An 18,621-nucleotide genomic window follows, 5' to 3' on the forward strand; every position below is an offset into this window, starting at 1 on the left:
GCTTATGAACATCGATATCGTCCTTTTTGCAGGCCGCATCGTCTTGGTCGCCCTGCTCTATATCTTCCTGTTCGCCGTCATGAAGACCGGCGTGGGACTTGTGCGCGGGCAGCGCCGCGACTCGGCTATCTGGACGATTGATGTGGACAAGGGTCCGCGCGGTATCCGCGGCATCCACGTAGACATGCTCGGCCCCGTCATCGTCGGTCGCTCGCCATCTTCGGACATCTGCATCAACGAACCGTTCGTCTCGGCCTCGCATGCGCGCTTTTCGCTGCAGGGCCCGGCGCTCATCATCGAGGACCTCAACTCGCTTAACGGCACGCTCGTCAACGGCCGCCAGCTCGTGGAGCCCGCGACGCTGCGTGAGGGCGACGAAGTCCAGATTGGCGACGTGGTCATGAAGGTGAACCGTCGATGATCGACGAGGAGAACAAGTCCGCAACTATGACCGAGACGCCAACTGTCCCCGCAGCTGCGCCGGCTCATGCCGCTCCAGCGCGCCCTGCGACCGTGGAGCCCGAGGACACGGTGTTCTCCCTGCCTCTTTCGCATGTAACTCAAGAATATCCGGCACTCGTCGATGACGAGGACGCCAGCACCGAGCAGCTCGACGCCCCCATCGGCGCGCACGCTGCCGAGCAGCCCGCGGAACCGGAGGCAACGCCCGCACCGGCTCACTTTGCCGAGCCCGTCGCCGAGGCGATTAACGAGAGCGCTGCCGTGTTTGCAGCCTCCGAGCTTGCCGCGCCGGTATTCCCCGTCGCCCCGGCAAGCGAGGCGGCACCCGCATCCGCAACGCCTGCCGAAGTCGAGCAGCCCGTTGCCGCGCCCGCCGCAGCTCCCGAGCCCTCCGCTCAACCCCAGAGTACGCCCGCGCCGTCGCACTTTGCGACGCCCGAGCCGACGGCTGTCGAGCCGCAGCAGGACGGCGATCCCGCCGACCGCATAACCGAAGATCTCAACCTTCCGGACGTCTCCGACGCCGAGTCGGGCAACGATGCCGACACCGTCTCCCCCGGCGACACCGCCGAAATCGATGTCGCGGCCGTGGAGGCAAAGCTCAAAGATCCCGGCTCGACCATGAGCTTCGAGCCGCTGACCGACGAGCGCATCGAGACCGACTCGACCTACGACGCCGGCACCACCACACAGCTTATGTGGGGCGCCCGCTCCGACGTCGGATGTGTGCGCCCGCACAATGAGGACTCCTATCTGGTGCAGTCGCCGCTCTTTTGCGTGTGCGACGGCATGGGAGGACACGCCGCCGGCGAGGTGGCATCCTCCATCGCCGTCGAAACCATCGCCAAGACGGCGCCGCAGTCCGCCGACGCCGCGCGCCTGGCCGCAGCCGTCGAGGCCGCCAACGCCGCCGTGATCGAGGCCGCCCTCAACGGCCTGGGCAAACCCGGCATGGGATGCACGGCCACCTGCGCCTACATCGAAAACGACACGCTCGCCATCGCCCACGTGGGCGACTCGCGCGCCTACCTGCTCCACGAGGGTACGCTCATCCGCGTGACCCGCGACCATTCCTACGTGGAGGAGCTCGTGGATGCCGGCGAGATTACGGCCGACGAGGCCCGCGTCCACCCCAACCGCTCGGTCATCACCCGCGCGCTGGGCTCGGATCCCGCTATGTATGCCGACCACTTTACCCTGCACATCGAGGAAGGCGACCGCCTGATTCTGTGCTCCGACGGTCTTTCGAGCATGATTCCCGATAGCGATATCGAGAACATCGCTACGCAGTCCTCGAGCGCACAGATCTGTGTCGACAACTTGGTGGACGCGGCGCTCGCCGCCGGCGGCCACGACAATGTGACCGTGGTGGTCGTCGACCTGGTCGACGACGGCGTCATGCGCGAGGCAAAACGCGTCCGACGCCGCAATGTCACCATCGCCACCGTCTTGGCCCTTGTCTTTGTGCTGATAGCAGGCATCTGGGCATACACGGGCGTCACCGGCTCCTATTACTTGGGAACCTACCACGGCAATGTCGCCGTCTGGCGCGGCCTGCCCGGCAAGACGCTCGGGGTCGAGCTCCACTGGCTCGAAAGCGAAACCAGCATCAAGCTGTCCGACCTGCCCGAAGACACGCAAAACCGCCTGAAGGCAGGCATTCCGCAAACGAGTGTCGACGATGCGCAGGACACCATTTCCAAGTACCGCCATCAGATTGACGAGGAGCAGACCCGTCAGGTGATTGACGCGCAAGCGATTCGCGACAACACCAATCAGGAATCCACCTCCGAGTCAGATTCCGAGAAAACCGCCGAACAGTCAGCCGAGGCCGAAGCCTCCGATAAGAATTAGAAAGGGAGTGCCGCTTATGAGTCGCCGCAACACCGAACTGCTCTTGCTCATCGCCTCGGCGTTCCCCGTCATCCTGCTCTATGCGATGTACGTGCTCACCGCGGGTGCCACGATTTCCTTTGAGACGCTCGCCGTGCCGATCGGCCTGTTCGCCGCCTTCGCCGCGGCGCATATCGCCGTGCGCATCCTGGCGCCCGGCGCCGACCCCGCCATCCTGCCCATCGTCTTTGTGCTCTCGGGCATCGGCATCACATTCGTGACGCGCCTGGCCCCCGACCTCGCCATCTCGCAGCTCATCATCTTGTTTGTCTCGGTAGCGCTCATGGTGGGAACGCTCGCACTGGTCAAGAACCTCGACGTTGTCATGCGCTACAAGTACACCTTTGGCATTATCGGCATCATCCTGCTGATGCTGCCGATCTTTATCGGCACCACGATCTCGGGCTCCAAGCTGTGGATTCGCATCGCGGGCTTCACCATCCAGCCCGGCGAGTTCGCCAAGGTCTTCATCGTCTTGTTCCTGGCAGGCTATCTGGCCGAGAACCGCGAGCTGCTCTCCATCTCCAACCGCAAGATCCTGGGCCTCAAGATTCCGCGCTTCCGCCTGCTGCTGCCGCTGTTTGCCGTGTGGGGCGTGTGCCTGCTCATCGTCGTCTTCGAACGCGACCTGGGCTCGGCCGTCCTGTTCTACACCATCTTTTTGCTGATGCTCTATGTTGCCACGGGACGCTTTTCGTACGTCATCATCGGCCTTGCGCTGCTGGCCGTTGGAGCCGTGGGTGCCTACAAGTTCCTGTCGCACGTGCAGGTGCGCTTTCAGGTCTGGGTCGATCCGTTTAAGGACGCCCAGGGTCAGGGCTACCAGATCGTACAGTCACTTTACTCGCTGGCTGACGGCGGCCTGGTTGGCGTCGGCATCGGCAATGGCATGGCAAACAACATCCCCGTCGTCGAGTCCGACTTTATCTTCTCGGCCATCGGCGAGGAAATGGGCCTTTTGGGCGGCGGCGCCGTGCTCATCCTGTTTATGCTTTTTGCCGTGCGTGGCCTCACCACGGCAGCCCGCGCCAAGTCCGACCTTGCCGCCTTTAGCGCGACCGGCCTTACGGCGGCCATCAGCTTCCAGGCATTCTTAATCGTTGGCGGCGTAACCCGCCTGATCCCGCTGACCGGCGTCACCCTGCCCTTTATGAGCCAGGGCGGCTCCTCGCTGCTGGCGAGCTTTATCATCGTCGCGCTGCTGCTGCGCGCCGGCGACGAGGCAACCGGACGCGAAGCCGAGCTCACCGGCACCGGCACCATGGCCGCCATCACCGATGACCAGGTCGCATCCGCCGCTGCCCCGACCGGTACGCGTTTTGCCAACGCACCTTCCTACAGCCACGGCAACCACTCCGCGGGTTCTCGCATGCGTCGTCGCCTGCTCGACACGCCTGAGTCCGGCGTGCTCGGCCGCGTGGCGCTTGCCAACCGTCTGACTCGTGCCGTGCTTGCCTTCACGGCGCTGTTCGCCATCCTTATCGGCAACCTCACCTATGTCCAAGTCATCAAGGCGAAGGACTATCAGGATATGCCGACCAACAACCACACCATCGCCCGCTCCAAGTACATCCAGCGTGGCTCCATCATCACGTCCGACGGCGTGACGCTAGCCGAGTCGCTGCAGCAGGAGGACGGCACCTACGCCCGTTCCTACCCCAACGGCAACATGGCCGCGCACGTGGTGGGCTACGTGAGCCAGCAATACGGCACCGCCGGCATCGAGAGCGTCATGAACGATACGCTCACCGGCTCCAAGGATTACTCCAGCTGGAACAACGCCATCGCGTCGCTCGCGGGACAGACACAGCCGGGCAATACCGCCAAGCTCACCATCGACTCGCGCATCCAGACGGCTGCCGAGCAGGCGCTCAAGGGCTTTAAGGGCGCTGTGGTGGTCATGGATCCGCGCACCGGTGCGGTCCTTGCGTGCGCGAGCTCACCCACCTATGACAACACCAACATCGATGCCCTGATGCAGTCGGGCGGTGGCGAGGACGGCTCCATGTACGACCGCGCCATGGACGCGCTCTACACCCCGGGCTCGACCTTTAAGGTCGTCACACTCTCCGCGGCGCTCGAAACCGGCACCGCCAGCCTTACCAGCACGTACCAGGCGCCCGGCTCCATGGACATCGGCAACGCGCCGGTCACCAACTCTGCCAACGAGAGCTACGGCACCATCAGCCTGCAGCAGGCCTTCGCCGTGTCGTCCAACGTCGTCTTTGGCCAGGTGGCCAACGAGGTCGGCGCCAACTCGCTGGTACAGTTTGCCAACGCCTTTGGCTATGGGCAAAAGCTGGGTCAGGACCTTACCGCCGCGGCCTCCATCATGGCCGACCCGTCGCTTATGACCGAGTGGGAGACCGCTTGGGCAGGCGCCGGCCAGCCCGTCGGCATGGACCACACGCCTGGCCCGCAGACCACCGTCATGCAGAATTGCGTGATCGCCGCCGCTATCGCCAACAGCGGCGTGGTCATGGACCCGTTCTTTGTGTCACAGATACTCGCCCCGGACGGAACCGTGGTTAAGACCACGCAGTCCCGCTCGCTGGGCCAGGCTGTCAGCTCCACCACGGCCGACCAGGTCAAGCAGGCCATGCTCGCCGTCGTCCAGTCCGGTACCGGCACCGATGCCCAGATTCCGGGCGTCAAGGTTGCCGGCAAGACCGGTTCGGCCGAGACCGGCGGCACCAACGTCAACTCTATGTTTGTTGGCTTTGCACCTTACGATTCACCCACGGTTGCCATCTCGGTGGCCCTGGAGGATTACGACAAACACGACGTCGAGGCGGCCAAGATTGCCGGCATCGTCCTGACCGCAGCGCTCGCCGCACAGGGAGCGTGATGCCCGTGATCAAAGCGGAAACTTATGGCACGCCGCGGCCGATGAGCTAGCGGCAACGCGCCACACGGCCCCGGCGGCCACACGTTTGGTACTACACACATCGTTGAGCGAATAGTTATGTTAGGAGCAGGAATGGAACAGAGGGTCCTCGGGGGAAGATACCTCCTCAAGGATAAGGTGGGAACGGGCGGTATGGCGACCGTCTTCCGTGCACAGGATCAGGTCCTCGACCGCACGGTTGCCGTCAAGATCATGCTGCCGCAGTATGCCGGCGACGCCACCTTCGCCGCCCGCTTTAAGCAGGAGGCCCAGGCAGCGGCCGGCCTGTCCTCCCCCTATATCGTGGGCGTCTACGACTGGGGCAAGGACGGCGACACCTATTACATCGTCATGGAGTACCTGCGCGGTACCGACCTTAAGAGCGGCATCAAGAGCCACGGCGCCCTCGATCCCAAGAAGGTCGCGCAGATCGGCTCGCAGATCAGCTCCGCGCTTTCGGTCGCACACAAGCACGAGATCATCCACCGCGACATTAAGCCGCAAAACATCATGGTGCTGCCCGACGGCAACATCAAGGTGATGGACTTTGGTATCGCGCGCGCCAAGAACAGCCATCTCACGCAGGATAACAACGTGCTGGGCACCGCCCACTATGTAAGCCCCGAGCAGACCCGCGGCCAGGACCTCGGCCCCACCTCGGATATCTACTCGCTGGGCGTCGTGATGTACGAGTGCGCCACCGGTCGCGTACCCTTTGACGGCGACGACGCCATCTCGGTCGCGCTCAAGCAGGTCAACGAGCTCCCCATCCCGCCGAGCCAGATCAACTCCGGCGTCGATGCCGATCTGGAGCGCATCATCCTCAAGTGCATGGAGAAGGACCCGGCAAACCGCTTCCAGACGGCCGACGAGCTGCGCCAGGTGCTCAACAGCTACCTGTCCGGCCGTGCCGTCAACGTCTCGGAGCCCACGCGCATCATCGGTGCCGCCGGCGACCTGGGTGCCACCAAGACCCGCGAGCTTTCCGACTCAACGCGCGCTATGGTTCGTCCCGTCTCGGGCGTGAGCGGTCAGAACACCGCCCGTAGCGCTGTCTCGGGCTCCACGGGCTCCTACGAGGTCGAGAAGCCTAAGTCCAACAAGAACAAGATTATCGCCGCCGTGATTGCCGCCGTCGCCGTGATCGGCGTTGTAGTGGCCTTTGCCACGGGCATGTTCAGTGGCGAACAGGTCACGGTGCCCGACGTGCTGGGCAAGGACCAGAAAACCGCTATTGAGCTGATCAAGGAAGCCGGCCTTGAGGTTGGCACCGTCGACCAGAGCTACAACGACGATGTCGACGAGGGAAAGGTCGCCGAGCAGACCCCCAACGGCAACACCAAGAAGGCCAAGGGCACGAGGGTGAACCTGGTAGTCTCCAAGGGCCCTAAGCCCTCCGAGAAGGTTGAGGTTCCGCAGCTCGTCGGCCTGACCAAGGACCAGGCCGAGGCCGCACTGGCAAGCGTGGGCCTGAAGGGCAGCGCTTCGGAGGAAGCCAATGAGGCCGAAGAAGGCCAGGTCTTTGAGCAGAGCACTGTTGCCGGCAAGGAGGTCGAGAAGGGCACGACCATCTCGTACAAGGTCTCCAGCGGCCCGGACACCACCTCGGTGCCCGATCTGACCGACATGACCGAGGCCCAGGCGCGCAACGCTCTCGACATGGCTGGCTTTGGCGTCGACGTGAGCTACCAGGAAAACGACTCGGTTACCGAGGGCACCGTAATTAGCTGGAACCCCAGCGGCAAGCAGAAGCCCGGTGCCACGATCACCGTCGTCATCGCCAAGAAGTCCGGCAAGGCCAGCGTCCCGGGCAACCTGTACGGCAAGAGCATCTCCGCCGCCGTCACCGCGCTCAACAACGCCGGGTTCTACAACATCGCATTCTGCGATCAGAACGGCAACCCCGTGAGTGGCAACGAGAATGCCACCGTTACGGGCGTCTCCCCCACCGGCAAGCAGTCCACCGACAGCACGATCACGCTAACAGTCGCACTTTCTGGCTCGGGCTCTGACTCTGGCTTGGGCACGGGTGACGATTCCGGTACGAACAACTAGTCGCCACCCCACCGCTCATCACGGCTTTCGCCGCAAACATATTCGCTCACAGGCGCCCGCTTGCTCCCCCAGCAAGCGGGCGCCTCGTTTTTGACATGGCATGAACCAGAAGAGCCCGGCACCGTAGCGGTACCGGGCTCGATATTCCTCTGGTGCCCCCGGGCGGATTCGAAAACTCCCCCCCCCGCGGGGAAATTGGTGACGCGGGTGTCGACGGTCCGAATCCGCCGGCGGTCCCCACAAACCAGAAACGGCGCCGCTCTCGCGACGCCGTCATAATCTTCTGGTGCCCCCGGGCGGATTCGAACCGTCGACACCCGCTTTAGGAGAGCGGTGCTCTATCCCCTGAGCTACGGAGGCATGTTGTACTAGTGTAGCAGATTTACGCCGTTGTAATACAGCGTATAGCCACTCTTCGAAGTTGCGGTGGAACAGCCCTCCGGAAAGTGTGTCCCACTATCCAGGCAAATTCTGGGTCAAACTTTCCCAATGGGACCTCGCTGGAAACTGTGTCCCAGAATTTCGGCTCGAAACGGGACACGGTTTCCCAAACGACCCCGTTCCGGAAACTACATCCCGGAATCGGCGCTCGAACTGGGATGCACTTTCCCAATCGAGCCCCATGGGAAACTGCGTCCCACTTTGGGGGGCGCTCTTTAATGACTAGTTACCTTTGTGGAAGAGGTTTTTGATAACGGAGGGGATGCTCTTGGCGCCCTTGGCCGTCACATCGATAAAGTCGGGCGAACGCACAAGCTTATCCTCGTCGACGTACTTGCGGACAGCACGAAGCGTCTCTTTGTCGTCGCGCGTCGAAAACGTAAAGTGACCGTTGTCCTTGGTGAAGATGGCAAAACGCGTGATCTTCTTGGTGCCGCGTAAAACCTCGGCGGCAATATAGTCGACCTCGTCCCACGGGATTTGAATATAATCCTCGGGATTGCGCTCGTTGTAATACTCGAACGCCTTATTGCCCACCATCACGTTACCGTGGCTGGTAAGCCCCATCAGGCAGGTTGCCGGCGTTGCCAGATCGACCGTGCTGTTCTGAGATTGCGCCATGCGCGCCTCGCCCTCCAAATAAAACAATCGGACCGCATCCAGTGTACCCACCGGGTGCGGTCCGTTTCAATGGCTCAAAAGCCCTTGCCTAGCAATTCTCGGTCTTAAGCCGAAGCGTGCTTACATGAAGCCGCAGAAGCGACCGATGATGCCGACGGCGAAGAGAGCCAGGATGATGACGATCGGGCTGACCTTCTTCTTGAGGAGCTTGCAGACCAGCAGGGTCAGGCACACGGCGGCAAGGCCGGGGATGAGCTGATCGAGGTTGGCCTGAAGCGTGGTGACCTTCATCTGATCAAGGGCGGTAGCACCGACGGAGTTGTACATCGTCAGCGCTTCCTTGATACCCTCGGAACCGGAGGGCAGGCTAGCCCAGTCGATAAAGGCGCCAGCAGACTGCTTGACCGTGGAGACGATCGGGGTGAAGGAAATGGACACCCAGCGCTCGACCAGGGCGCCGATGATGAACATACCCAGGATGGAAGCGCCCTCGGTGACCTTGCCCATCAGACCACCGGAGAGGTCCTTGGCGATGGAGGAGCCGACCTTGTAGCCAAACTCCTGCGTGTACCACAGGAAAGCGTAACGGATGATGTTCCACGCGAAGAAGAACAGCAGCGGACCGACGATGCTGCCGGACATGGCCAGGGAAGCGCCCAGAGCGCCCAGAATCGGGCGAAGGGTGAACCAGAAGACGGGGTCACCGACGCCGGCGAGCGGGCCCATCATACCGACCTTGACGCCCTGGATGGCGACGTCGTCAATCGGGGCACCGTTGGCGCGCTCCTCCTCGAGAGCGAGGGTAACGCCAATGACGGGGGCGGAAACATAGGGGTGGGTGTTATAGAACTCCAGGTGGCGCTTAAGAGCGGCAATCTGGTCATCCTTGCTGGTGTAGAGCTTCTTGATCGCAGGGATCATTGCGAAGCACCAGCCGCCGTTCTGCATACGCTCGTAGTTCCACGAGCCCTGAAGGAACTGATGACGGAAGCAAACCTTCTTGCGGTCAGCCTTGGTGAGCTGAATCTTGTTCTCTGCCATATGTATCACTCCCCTCCTACTCGTAATCGTTCAGAATGTCGCCGAGCGGGTCGCCGGAGCCACCGCCCATGCCGCCACCCTGCTTGGCCAGATCCTTAAGGCCAAGGTAGATGAGGGCAAGGGAGATGCCGATGAGACCAAGGGCAATCAGCGTGAGCTGAGGGATGGCAGCAAGGACAAAGCCGAGGACGAAGAACGGCCAGGTCTCCTTGGTGGCCATCATGTTGATGACCATGGCGTAACCGACGGAAGCGACCATGCCGCCGCCGACAGCCATGCCGCCGGACAGCCAGTCGGGCATAGCGTTAAGCGCGTTGGTAACGGCCTCGGCCGGGATGACGCACAGAAGCACTGCCGGGATGGCGATACGAAGGCCCTGCATGAGGATGGCAGCATACTGCCAGCGCTCGATGCCGGAGAAGTCGCCCTTCTCGGCGCAACCGTCCATGGCGTGAGCGATAGCGGTAGCAATGGTACGGCAGATCATGGTCAGGAACAGACCAGCGACCGACAGCGGGACGGCGACGGCGATAGCGGTGGTAACGGCCTTGGCCGAATCGGTGGCGCCACCGTTGAGGGCGAGCACCATGATAATCGAAGAAGCGACCGAGGCCAGAGCGGCGTCAGGCGCGACAGCGGCGCCGACGTTAGCCCAGCCAAGGGCCATCATCTGGAGCGAACCGCCCAGGAGGATGCCCTCCTGAAGGTGACCGGTTACGAGACCGATAAGCGTGCATGCCACGAGCGGCTGATGGAACTGGAACTCATCCAGAATGCCTTCCATACCGGCAAGCAACGCGACAATCGCAACAAGCAGAATAGTGATTGCAGACATGTATCGGACCCTCCTTTACTATGCTTGAGCGGCCAGTTCGGCCTTAGCTTTCTTCAACATGGCGTCGAGATCCTCGGAGGAATCCGAAGGAACCTTGCGGACCTCGAACTTGACGCCCTTGGCCTTGAGGGCCTCGAGAGTCTTGACGTCGTCATCGCCCATAGCGACGGCGTTGGTGACGACGACCTTGCCCTTGGAGTGAGCCATGGAACCGATGTTGACTTCCTTGATGTCGACGCCGGCCTCGATGGCCTTGAGCAGATCCTGCGGGTTCTCAAAGAGCAGCATGGCCTTGGTGTCACCAAAGCGCGTGTCCTTGACGACCTCGGCCATCTTCTTGATGGGCACGACGTTGGCATGGACTCCCGGAGGGGCAGCCTGCTCGATCATGGTCTTGCGGAGCTCGTCGTGAGCAACGCCGTCGGAAACCACGATGATGCGGTTGGGGTTGATCTGCTTGGTCCACGTGGTGGCCACCTGACCATGAAGCAGACGGGTGTCGATACGGACGTGGGCAATCTTGATGTGCCCGTCGCCGATGACCGTTCCCGGAGGAATGGCGCCTGCAGGAGCAGCGGCGGCCGCAGCCGGCTTCTTCTCCTCGGGCTCCAGAGACTCGGGCTTGACGCGCACGCCAGCCTTAGCCTCAGTCACGAGATGTTTTGCGATCGCATGTGCAGTGTTCTTTGCGTCAAAGCGCTGCGAATATGCCTCGATGAGCATAGGCAGGTTGACACCGGTGACGATAGCCCAGGAATCGTGGCCCTCGATGAGCCCGCTGATCTGGTTGAACGGCGTGCCGCCCCACAGATCAACGAGGAAGAGCACCTGCTCCTGGTCCTCGAAGGAAGCGACTGCTTCCTCGACCTTGGCACGGAAATCGTCGGGGCCCATGCTCGGCTCGAGCGAGACCACGGCAACAGACGGCTGATCGCCAAAGACCATCGAGCCCGTCTGCTTGATTCCAGCTGCCAAGTCCCCGTGGCTAGCAAGAACAATACTTACCATCACATAACCTCCTTTTTGTCTACGTATTTCCTACACGACATGAAAGGAGTATACCTGTTTGGATTGTGGAATTATAGCTAAATTCGCAAAAGGTTGGATTATTTGTTTAAACGTCTAAGTTTGTTACAAATTGGTTACGTTGCTGCTTTTCGACTCATTACCCGCTAAAGCGTTGCTCATCAAGCCATGTACTTTACAGATACAAGCAGGCTGTTCATTAATAATGATTTTAAGCAAGTGCGAATGTACTTGTACTGCTGCTATTTTGTTTAAACAGAAATGGCTTGACTATTTTCGTGACTTATGTTCTAGCGCAAGTAGTCGTTGGGAACGTTCTTGTTTGACTAGTCATGTAAGAACGTCCCCAACGACTAAGGACTAGACGATGCGGAGGGGGTTGGCGGCGTCGACGGCGTCGGGAGCGTCGGAAGGGCCATCGGGGGCAGCGCCTGCCGGGTCCTCGTCGGGGGTCTCGATCTGCTTGATCATGACCTCCTGGCCCTGCAGCAGGTATGTCTCGCCGCTACCGCAATGGGGACAGGTCTTGCCGTGCTCGACCGTCGCGTAGTCGCAGCCACACGCCTCGCAATGTGTCACGGCCTCGACGGACTCCACGATAAGCTCCGCGCCCTGCGCGATAGGCTTTTTATCTGCTGCCCAGCGCCAAGCGTCGAGCAGCAAGTCGGGAACGACGCCCGAGACCTCGCCCAACAGCAACGTTACGTTCGAAACGCGACGCACGCCATGAGCGCGCGCTACATTCTCGACATCGCGAATGATGTGGTAAACGATCCCCAATTCATGCACTTTTTCTTCCGCCGTTCCCGTTATGGCTACTTACTTGCGACCGAACTTAATCTTGATGACGCGCTTTAGAGCGTACTTGCCGAGGCTTGGGAGCTTTTGCTCGTATTTGACCATCGTGGAGCACTCGGGACGGTCGCGATCCAGATGGATGGCGTCGAACGCGCACTTGGTGGTGCACAGGCCGCAGCCGATGCACTTGTTGGGGTCGACGATCGAGGCACCGCAACCCAGGCAACGGGCGGTCTCGGCGCGCACCTGCTCTTCGGTAAAGGTCTCGACGTACTCGCTAAAGGGCGCAGCCTTCTCGCGGTCGCGGTTAACATGCGCCACCTCGCGGCTCGCGTTGTCATAGCTCTCGATCACGACATCGTCGCGGTCGAGCGCGGTGTAGCGGCGCTGGTTGCGGCCGATGGTGAGCGTGGAGCCCGGCTGCACAAAGCGATGGATGGACACGGCGGCCTCGTGGCCGGCGGCGATGGCATCGATGGCGAAGCTGGGGCCAGTATAGACATCGCCGCCCACAAAGATGTCGGGCTCAGCGGTCTGATAGGTCTGGGGGTCGGCAAGGGCACCCTGGCCGCGGCCAAGCTCCACCTTGGAGCCAGCCAGCAGGTCGCCCCACACAATGGACTGGCCAATCGACATGACCACACGATCGGCATCGACACGGCGCAGATCGTTCTCGTCGTACTCGGGCGCAAAACGGCCCTCGTCGTCAAAGACACGCGTGCAGCGCTTGAAGGTGATACCGCACACACGGCCGGACTCGTCCAGGTGAACCTCCTTGGGACCCCAGCCGCAGCTGATGTGAGCGCCGTCCTCAACGGCCTCGCGACGCTCTTCCTCGCTGGCGGGCATCTGGGCCTCGCTCTCCAGGCAGAACATCTCAACATGCTCGGAGCCCAGACGGCAGGCGTTGCGGGTCACGTCGATAGCCACGTTGCCGCCGCCCACTACGATGGTGCGGCCGGGTAGCGCGTCGATCTTGCCGCTGTTGACCTCGCGCAAGAAGTCGACGGCCACGGTCACGTCCTCGGCATCCTCGCCCGGAATACCGGCAAGGCGGCCGCCCTGGCAGCCGATGGCAACATAAAAGGCCTTAAAACCCTGCTCGCGCAGCTCATCGAGCGTCACATCGCGACCGACCTCCACGCCATAGCGGAACTCGGCACCCATCAGGCGAATGATCTCGACCTCGGCCTCGATAACGTCCTTCTCCAGCTTAAAGCTGGGAATACCGTAGGTGAGCATGCCGCCCGGACGCTCGTTCTTCTCGAACACGACGGGCTTATAGCCCTTCTCGGCCAGATAAAAAGCGCAGGACAGACCGGCCGGGCCGGCACCGATGATGGCGATCTTCTGGTCGAAGCCGCCGGCACGCGTCGGCGTCACCACGGGCGGGACATAGCGGGTCGCGGCGTCCAGATCGCGCTGGGCGATAAACTTCTTGACCTCGTCGATGGCCACGGCGGCGTCCACACGGCCGCGGGTGCAGGCATCCTCACAGCGGCGGTTGCACACACGGCCGCAGATAGCGGGCAGCGGGTTCTCGCGCTTAATGAGTGCTAGGGCCTCGTCATAGCGACCCTGCGCCGCGAGCTTCAAATAACCCTGAACGGCAACATGCGCGGGGCAGGCCGTCTTGCAGGGCGCGGTGCCGGACTTGTGCGTCTCGATGCGGTTGTCATTGCGGTAGTTGGGCGACCACTTGGTGTGGTCCCATTTGGTGGCATCGGGCAGCTCCTGGCGCGGATACTCGGGCACCTGTCCGCCGGCCTTTTTGCTGCAGAGCTTCTGGCCCAGCTTAGCGGCACCGGCCGGGCACACCTCAACGCAGCGACCGCAGGCCACGCACTTGTCCTTCTCGACCTTGGCGACATAGGCCGAGCGCGACAGGTTGGGCGTGTTGAACAGCTGCGAGGTGCGCAGGGCGTAGCACACGTTGACGTTGCAGTTGCAGATGGCGAAGATCTTGTTCTCGCCGTCGATGTTGGTGATCTGGTGCACAAAGCCGTTGTCCTCGGCCTGGCGCAGGATGTCGTAGACCTCGTCGCGGGTCACGTAATGGCCACGATCGGTCTCGACCACGTAGTCGGCCATATCGCCCACGGCGATGCACCAATCGGCCGGGTCGTCGGCGCAGCCCTCACCCATCACGCGACGGCTCGCGCGGCAGCTGCAGGTGCTAGCGGCATACTTACCCTCGTATTTGTCGAGCCAGTGCTCAATATGCTCAATAGGCACCGACGTGCTCGCGGCGTCAATGGCCTTCTCGACCGGAATGACGTGCATGCCGATACCGGCGCCTCCGGGCGGCACCATCGGTGTGGCCTTGGACAGCGGGCCCTTGGATGCCTGTTCAAAGAACTTGGCGTAGACCGGGTGCTCCTCGAGCTGGCTCACGCGCATGTTGAGGAACTCGGCGGAACCCGGCACCAGCATGGGCAGCACCCATTGCTTGGCGCGCTCGGGATTTTCCCAGTTGTACTCGAGCAGGCCCGTGTAGCTCATATCGTCGAGCATCTTCTCGATCTGGGCCTCGGGCATGCCGGTGAGTTTGACCATCTCGGGCAGCGTGTAGGGACGGCGCATCTTCATCTTGCAGAGCACTTCGGCCTGCTCGTCAGTTGCGGCCTCGGCAAACGACCAGTACTCGTAGCCCAGCAGCTCGTCGCGATGCAGCAGGCGGTTAGTGCAGTGCTCGCACAGTTTGACGATGGCCTCGCGCGGATGCTCCGGCAGCGGCGGCACAAACTCCGCACCGATATCGGGCTCGGTGTAGCTAATCCCCGGTCCGTTGAGAATCATAGTCGTCCCTTCTCTTGCCGCAGCCTGGCAGGCACGCAGCGCCCCTCTTTTTACGGGCTCGACATGCCCCCACGCCGTTCACCCGTTATTGTTGACATTGTGTCAAAAACAGTATTGACGAACCGTCAACAATATTCAAGACTGTTAGGCGAACGGTCAGGCTCAAACGGATGAAAGGCGGCAAGCACATGAGCAGTAACGCAGCGAACACCTCTGTGGCCGGCGCCGTCCCCGCGCCCGACAGCACGGCAAAGCGCTTGACGGGCGACGAACGCCGTCGCGAGATCCTCGATGCCGTGCGCACCGTAAGCTCCGAGCTGGGCGTGTCCCACCTATCGGTATCGGCCGTGACCAAGCGAGCCGGCTGCACGCGCTCGCTGTTCTACCACTACTTCGCCGACATGGACGCCGCCGTCACCGCCGTCATGGACGAGGCGATCGACGGCTTTATCTCCGAACTCGAGCAGTGGAACGCCGGCCGCACCGTCGGCGATATCGAGGGCGCGCTCGACACCGTCGCCCCGCTCTTTAAGCGCCTGGTCGCCAGCGGCCGCGAACTGCCGAGCACGCTCACCTCAAGCAGCGGCGCGCTCTACGGCGGCTTTTTGCACAACGTGGTTCAGCGCGTGGCGCAGTATATCTGCGACACCACCGTGGTGGACTTTGTCGCCCATCATGAGCTACGCATCGACCATGTCTACGAGACGTTCTACACCCTCATCATGGGGTTGTTGATGTATATCCGCACGCACCCCGATGTGCCCGACGAGACGGTCAAGGAAATCATCGCCTCGACACTCCACATCGAGGGCTATACCGCCAAGTATCCGGAGCGCAAGCCCCAGAACTGACGACATTTGGCCAAACTGCCCGCGATCAGAAGAGGGGCCGCGGGCGTGTGAAAGGAGAGCAGCATGCTGTTCGATGTTTGGGGTAGCGATACCCTTATCCACTGGGCCGGCTGGGCCATGGTCTTTATCGGCTTGATCGTGCTCAACGAGGTCGGCCGCCGCACCAAGCTGGGCGCGGCCATCATCTTTGGCGTGGCTCCGCTGGCCATGACCATCTATTGCGTCGCCATCGCCATCGGCGTCTCGCAGGGTGCCGAGTGGGCGCTCACCAACCCCACCCATGTGTACCAGAACAGCTGGTTCCACTACGCTAAGGTATACGCGGCGCTCGCCGGCTGCTGGGGCTTTATTGCCATTAAGTACCAGTGGGGAAAGATCGGCAAGGCGCGTTGGTTCCGCGCATGGCCGTTTGTGATCGTCGCCATCAACATCATGATCGCCGTCGTGTCCGACTTTGAGAGCGCCTATCACTTCTTTGTCCTGGGCGAGTCCACCTGGGTCACCTCCGAAGGTGCTACGCAGCTAGCCGGCTGGAACAACGTGTTCAACGGCATCGCCGGTATCATCAACATCTTCTGCATGACCGGTTGGTGGAGTGTCTACGCCTCCGAGGATCAGACCGACATGCTGTGGCCCGATATGACCTGGGTCTACATCATCGCCTACGATATCTGGAACTTCTGCTACACCTACAACTGCCTGCCCACCCACTCCTGGTTCTGCGGCTTTGCGCTGCTGCTGGCGCCCACCGTCGCCGCCTTTATCTGGAACAAGGGCGGCTGGATCCAGAACCGCGCCTTTACGCTGGCTATTTGGTGCATGTTTGCCCAGGTATTCCCCTACTTCCAGGAGGAGTCCATCTTTGTGACCCACTCCACGCTCGACCCCGGCGCCGCTACCGCGGTCTCGATCGCCGCACTGGTCGCCAACGTCGCCGCGATCATCTACATCGCCTACCGTGCCAAGAAGCTCGGCCGCAATCCCTATAAGCAGGATGTCTTTGAGGGCACCAGCGATTGGGAGAAGGCTACCGCCCGCCGCGCCAAGGTTGATTACGCGCACGCCGAGTAACGCGCCTGACGCAAACGTCGCTTGAATGTGAAGCCGCCTGGCCGACTCCGCGCAATGCAACGTATTGCATGCCCCCGGAAAGCGATTTGTCCGCTTTCCGGGGGCTTTTTGTTGTTACGCGCATCCACGCACATATTCAAAACCTCTCGCACAGATAAAATCAGATTTCCAATCGCCTGACAGCTCTATATGACTCTGTTTTTGGGTACATTGTTGTCCCGATATTGAGCTTGGGGGATGTATGAATGATGAGACGATGGGCCAAGAGGATGCGGCCCAAGATGCAGAAGCTTGCGCTGAGGCCTTGGAGAGCTTAGACCGGATTTCACTCGATGAGATTGCGTTTGACGATTCGGGCGTTGATGTGCAGGATGAGCCGGAAACCGAGGCGCAATCCGATGATCAGGATGCAGGCGACGTTGAGCCTGCCGAGGATGAGGCAGATCACGAAGGCACCGAAAGCGAGGCCGGCAACCAGCCCGAATCCGACACGGGCGAGGAAACCGTCTTGCTCGACAGCTTGCCGGCCGAGGATTCGCTGACTCGCGAGCTTCCTGGCCTGGGTTCCGCACCAGCCGTGGACGAGACCATCGCCATGGGCGATATACCCCTGCCGTCCGTTCCCTCGGCACGCGAGGCCGAGGTCCGCCATCGCAAGATGTCGCCCAAGCGCCGCAATCTGATGGTCGCCGGTGTCGTGGCCGTCGCGCTCGTCGCCGGCGGTGCAGGCTATGCTGCCTGGAACGGATATCAGCAAGAGCAGGCTGCCGCTGTCGCCGCCAATGCCCACACGATGATGTCGGTGCAGATTGGCGTGCATGCCGCGGGCCTCGACTGTTCCACTGGCTCCAAGATTCCCGTACAGGTGAGCGGTCAGGATTCTGACGGCTCCTCCGTGAGCGAAACGCTCTATGTTGACGAGCACGGCCGCGGCATCAAACTACTGCCCGGCGATTACACGCTCTCCATCGCTGCCTCCCCCATCGCGGCCGACGGCACCATCTATACCGTCCCGACCACCAAGACGCAGGTCACCGTTAAGAGAGATGGACAGGATTTAAGTGCCCAAGCTACCTTTAAGTTCAAGGTGCCTTCGGCCGACACGGTGACTGACGACCAGATCGATGCCGCCGCCAAGTATGCCGAGGAGGGCGGTGCGAGCTCCGCCGCGGCTGCCAAAGTGCTCCAGCAGGCAGCAACCGCGCGGCGCGACGCCGCCGTCAATGCCGTGAGCGCGCAAAAGGCACAGGCGTCCCGTGATGCTGACGCTCGCCACAAGGCAACCGACCTCTACCAGCTCGATATTCCCGTCGAGTGGTACGGCAAGGTCGCAACTTGGCAAAACGGAAGCACGCTATGCATCTATCTGGACGACGACACCAATACGCCGCTCGTGACGCTCGTCGCGGTGCGCGAGGGCGAGACCTTTACGCCCGATGACGGCGATACGGTTTTGGGCACGGTCAGCCTGGGCAACGGTTATACCGTCTATGCCAGCGGCCCCGTCTATCCGTACGTGGTGCCCCAGACTATCAACGGGCGCACCCAGAATCCCGTGTCGACCTACCCCATGGACACGGCCATTGAGCTTGTCGAGCTGACGACCGGCAACCGCTATACATATAGCCAGATCAAGAACGACCTGATTGGCAAAGACGGCAACGCAGACGCCGCCACCAAACTCGAGACCGACTACCTCGCGCAGATCCTGCTGCCGAGTATCAAAGCCCAGGACTAGCCGGCCCGAAGACAGCCGCCCAACGCAGTTGCGGTGAAATAGGGATTGTTTTTGCTGGTCAAACCGCAAAACAGTCCCTATTTCACCGCAACTTTTTGGTGGC

Annotated in this window: 13 protein-coding genes and 1 tRNA gene; 7 read left to right on the forward strand and 7 right to left on the reverse strand. The window is 61.6% G+C overall.

Annotated elements, in window-relative coordinates; all coding sequences use genetic code 11:
• Window positions 1-4 precede the first annotated feature (4 nt).
• From AAAX35_RS00735 to pknB, 4 genes are all read left to right on the forward strand, one after another.
• Entirely contained in the window at window positions 5-421 is a 417-nt protein-coding gene (locus AAAX35_RS00735; protein WP_006235180.1) for an FHA domain-containing protein, read from the forward strand.
• Window positions 418-2,316, forward strand: a complete 1,899-nt coding sequence (locus AAAX35_RS00740; protein WP_349116414.1) for a Stp1/IreP family PP2C-type Ser/Thr phosphatase — start codon at window positions 418-420, stop codon at window positions 2,314-2,316. Before AAAX35_RS00735 ends, AAAX35_RS00740 begins: the two co-directional genes overlap by 4 nt.
• A 16-nt stretch (window positions 2,317-2,332) precedes the next feature.
• Entirely contained in the window at window positions 2,333-5,203 is a 2,871-nt protein-coding gene (locus AAAX35_RS00745; protein ID WP_349116415.1) for an FtsW/RodA/SpoVE family cell cycle protein, read from the forward strand.
• 132 nt (window positions 5,204-5,335) lie between these two features.
• Window positions 5,336-7,297 (forward strand): Stk1 family PASTA domain-containing Ser/Thr kinase, encoded by a 1,962-nt coding sequence (pknB, locus tag AAAX35_RS00750; RefSeq protein WP_349116416.1) that lies wholly within the window; start codon window positions 5,336-5,338, stop codon window positions 7,295-7,297.
• Between the two features lie 284 nt (window positions 7,298-7,581).
• On the opposite strand, the gene AAAX35_RS00755 is transcribed toward pknB, so the two are convergent.
• From AAAX35_RS00755 to AAAX35_RS00785, 7 genes are all read right to left on the reverse strand, one after another.
• A tRNA-Arg gene (locus tag AAAX35_RS00755) sits at window positions 7,582-7,657 on the reverse strand.
• A gap of 303 nt (window positions 7,658-7,960) precedes the next feature.
• Window positions 7,961-8,359 carry a DUF956 family protein gene (locus AAAX35_RS00760; protein ID WP_006235193.1) on the reverse strand — a complete coding sequence of 133 codons (399 nt, stop codon included), beginning with the start codon at window positions 8,357-8,359 and terminating at the stop codon, window positions 7,961-7,963.
• 120 nt (window positions 8,360-8,479) lie between these two features.
• On the reverse strand, window positions 8,480-9,400 hold the full coding sequence (locus AAAX35_RS00765) for a PTS system mannose/fructose/sorbose family transporter subunit IID (protein WP_055310058.1): 921 nt from the start codon (window positions 9,398-9,400) through the stop codon (window positions 8,480-8,482).
• A 16-nt stretch (window positions 9,401-9,416) separates the two neighbouring features.
• The gene (locus AAAX35_RS00770) at window positions 9,417-10,235 is read right to left on the reverse strand and encodes a PTS mannose/fructose/sorbose transporter subunit IIC (RefSeq protein ID WP_006235195.1); all 819 of its coding nucleotides are present in this window, start codon (window positions 10,233-10,235) and stop codon (window positions 9,417-9,419) included.
• 18 nt (window positions 10,236-10,253) lie between these two features.
• Window positions 10,254-11,243, reverse strand: coding sequence for a PTS sugar transporter subunit IIB (locus tag AAAX35_RS00775; RefSeq protein WP_148332486.1), 990 nt, complete (start codon window positions 11,241-11,243; stop codon window positions 10,254-10,256).
• A 378-nt stretch (window positions 11,244-11,621) separates the two neighbouring features.
• Window positions 11,622-12,050 carry a hydrogenase maturation nickel metallochaperone HypA gene (locus AAAX35_RS00780; RefSeq protein WP_349116417.1) on the reverse strand — a complete coding sequence of 143 codons (429 nt, stop codon included), beginning with the start codon at window positions 12,048-12,050 and terminating at the stop codon, window positions 11,622-11,624.
• A 30-nt stretch (window positions 12,051-12,080) separates the two neighbouring features.
• Window positions 12,081-14,858 (reverse strand): FAD-dependent oxidoreductase, encoded by a 2,778-nt coding sequence (locus tag AAAX35_RS00785; protein ID WP_349116418.1) that lies wholly within the window; start codon window positions 14,856-14,858, stop codon window positions 12,081-12,083.
• Window positions 14,859-15,046: 188 nt separating this feature from the next.
• Here AAAX35_RS00785 and AAAX35_RS00790 point away from each other — a divergent pair, with 188 nt between their 5' ends.
• The 3 genes from AAAX35_RS00790 to AAAX35_RS00800 all read left to right on the forward strand — a co-directional run bounded on the left by AAAX35_RS00790 (window position 15,047) and on the right by AAAX35_RS00800 (window position 18,518).
• The gene (locus AAAX35_RS00790; protein ID WP_349116419.1) at window positions 15,047-15,709 is read left to right on the forward strand and encodes a TetR/AcrR family transcriptional regulator; all 663 of its coding nucleotides are present in this window, start codon (window positions 15,047-15,049) and stop codon (window positions 15,707-15,709) included.
• Between the two features lie 63 nt (window positions 15,710-15,772).
• Complete coding sequence (locus AAAX35_RS00795) at window positions 15,773-16,780, forward strand: DUF5692 family protein (protein ID WP_238057916.1); 1,008 nt, start codon at window positions 15,773-15,775, stop codon at window positions 16,778-16,780.
• 241 nt (window positions 16,781-17,021) lie between these two features.
• Entirely contained in the window at window positions 17,022-18,518 is a 1,497-nt protein-coding gene (locus tag AAAX35_RS00800) for a hypothetical protein (RefSeq protein WP_349116420.1), read from the forward strand.
• Window positions 18,519-18,621: the final 103 nt, after the last annotated feature.

The sequence above is a fragment of the Collinsella sp. CLA-ER-H11 genome (genome assembly GCF_040092445.1).
Classification (GTDB): domain Bacteria; phylum Actinomycetota; class Coriobacteriia; order Coriobacteriales; family Coriobacteriaceae; genus Collinsella.

Excerpts from the sequence above, each read along its gene's own strand:
- AAAX35_RS00775 (WP_148332486.1), bottom strand. The coding sequence starts at position 11,243 with ATGGTAAGTATTGTTCTTGCTAGCCACGGGGACTTGGCAGCTGGAATC.
- AAAX35_RS00790 (WP_349116419.1), top strand. The coding sequence starts at position 15,047 with ATGAGCAGTAACGCAGCGAACACCTCTGTGGCCGGCGCCGTCCCCGCG.
- AAAX35_RS00795 (WP_238057916.1), top strand. The coding sequence starts at position 15,773 with ATGCTGTTCGATGTTTGGGGTAGCGATACCCTTATCCACTGGGCCGGC.
- AAAX35_RS00800 (WP_349116420.1), top strand. The coding sequence starts at position 17,022 with ATGAATGATGAGACGATGGGCCAAGAGGATGCGGCCCAAGATGCAGAA.
- AAAX35_RS00745 (WP_349116415.1), top strand. The coding sequence starts at position 2,333 with ATGAGTCGCCGCAACACCGAACTGCTCTTGCTCATCGCCTCGGCGTTC.
- AAAX35_RS00740 (WP_349116414.1), top strand. The coding sequence starts at position 418 with ATGATCGACGAGGAGAACAAGTCCGCAACTATGACCGAGACGCCAACT.
- pknB (WP_349116416.1), top strand. The coding sequence starts at position 5,336 with ATGGAACAGAGGGTCCTCGGGGGAAGATACCTCCTCAAGGATAAGGTG.
- AAAX35_RS00760 (WP_006235193.1), bottom strand. The coding sequence starts at position 8,359 with ATGGCGCAATCTCAGAACAGCACGGTCGATCTGGCAACGCCGGCAACC.
- AAAX35_RS00785 (WP_349116418.1), bottom strand. The coding sequence starts at position 14,858 with ATGATTCTCAACGGACCGGGGATTAGCTACACCGAGCCCGATATCGGT.
- AAAX35_RS00765 (WP_055310058.1), bottom strand. The coding sequence starts at position 9,400 with ATGGCAGAGAACAAGATTCAGCTCACCAAGGCTGACCGCAAGAAGGTT.
- AAAX35_RS00735 (WP_006235180.1), top strand. The coding sequence starts at position 5 with ATGAACATCGATATCGTCCTTTTTGCAGGCCGCATCGTCTTGGTCGCC.
- AAAX35_RS00770 (WP_006235195.1), bottom strand. The coding sequence starts at position 10,235 with ATGTCTGCAATCACTATTCTGCTTGTTGCGATTGTCGCGTTGCTTGCC.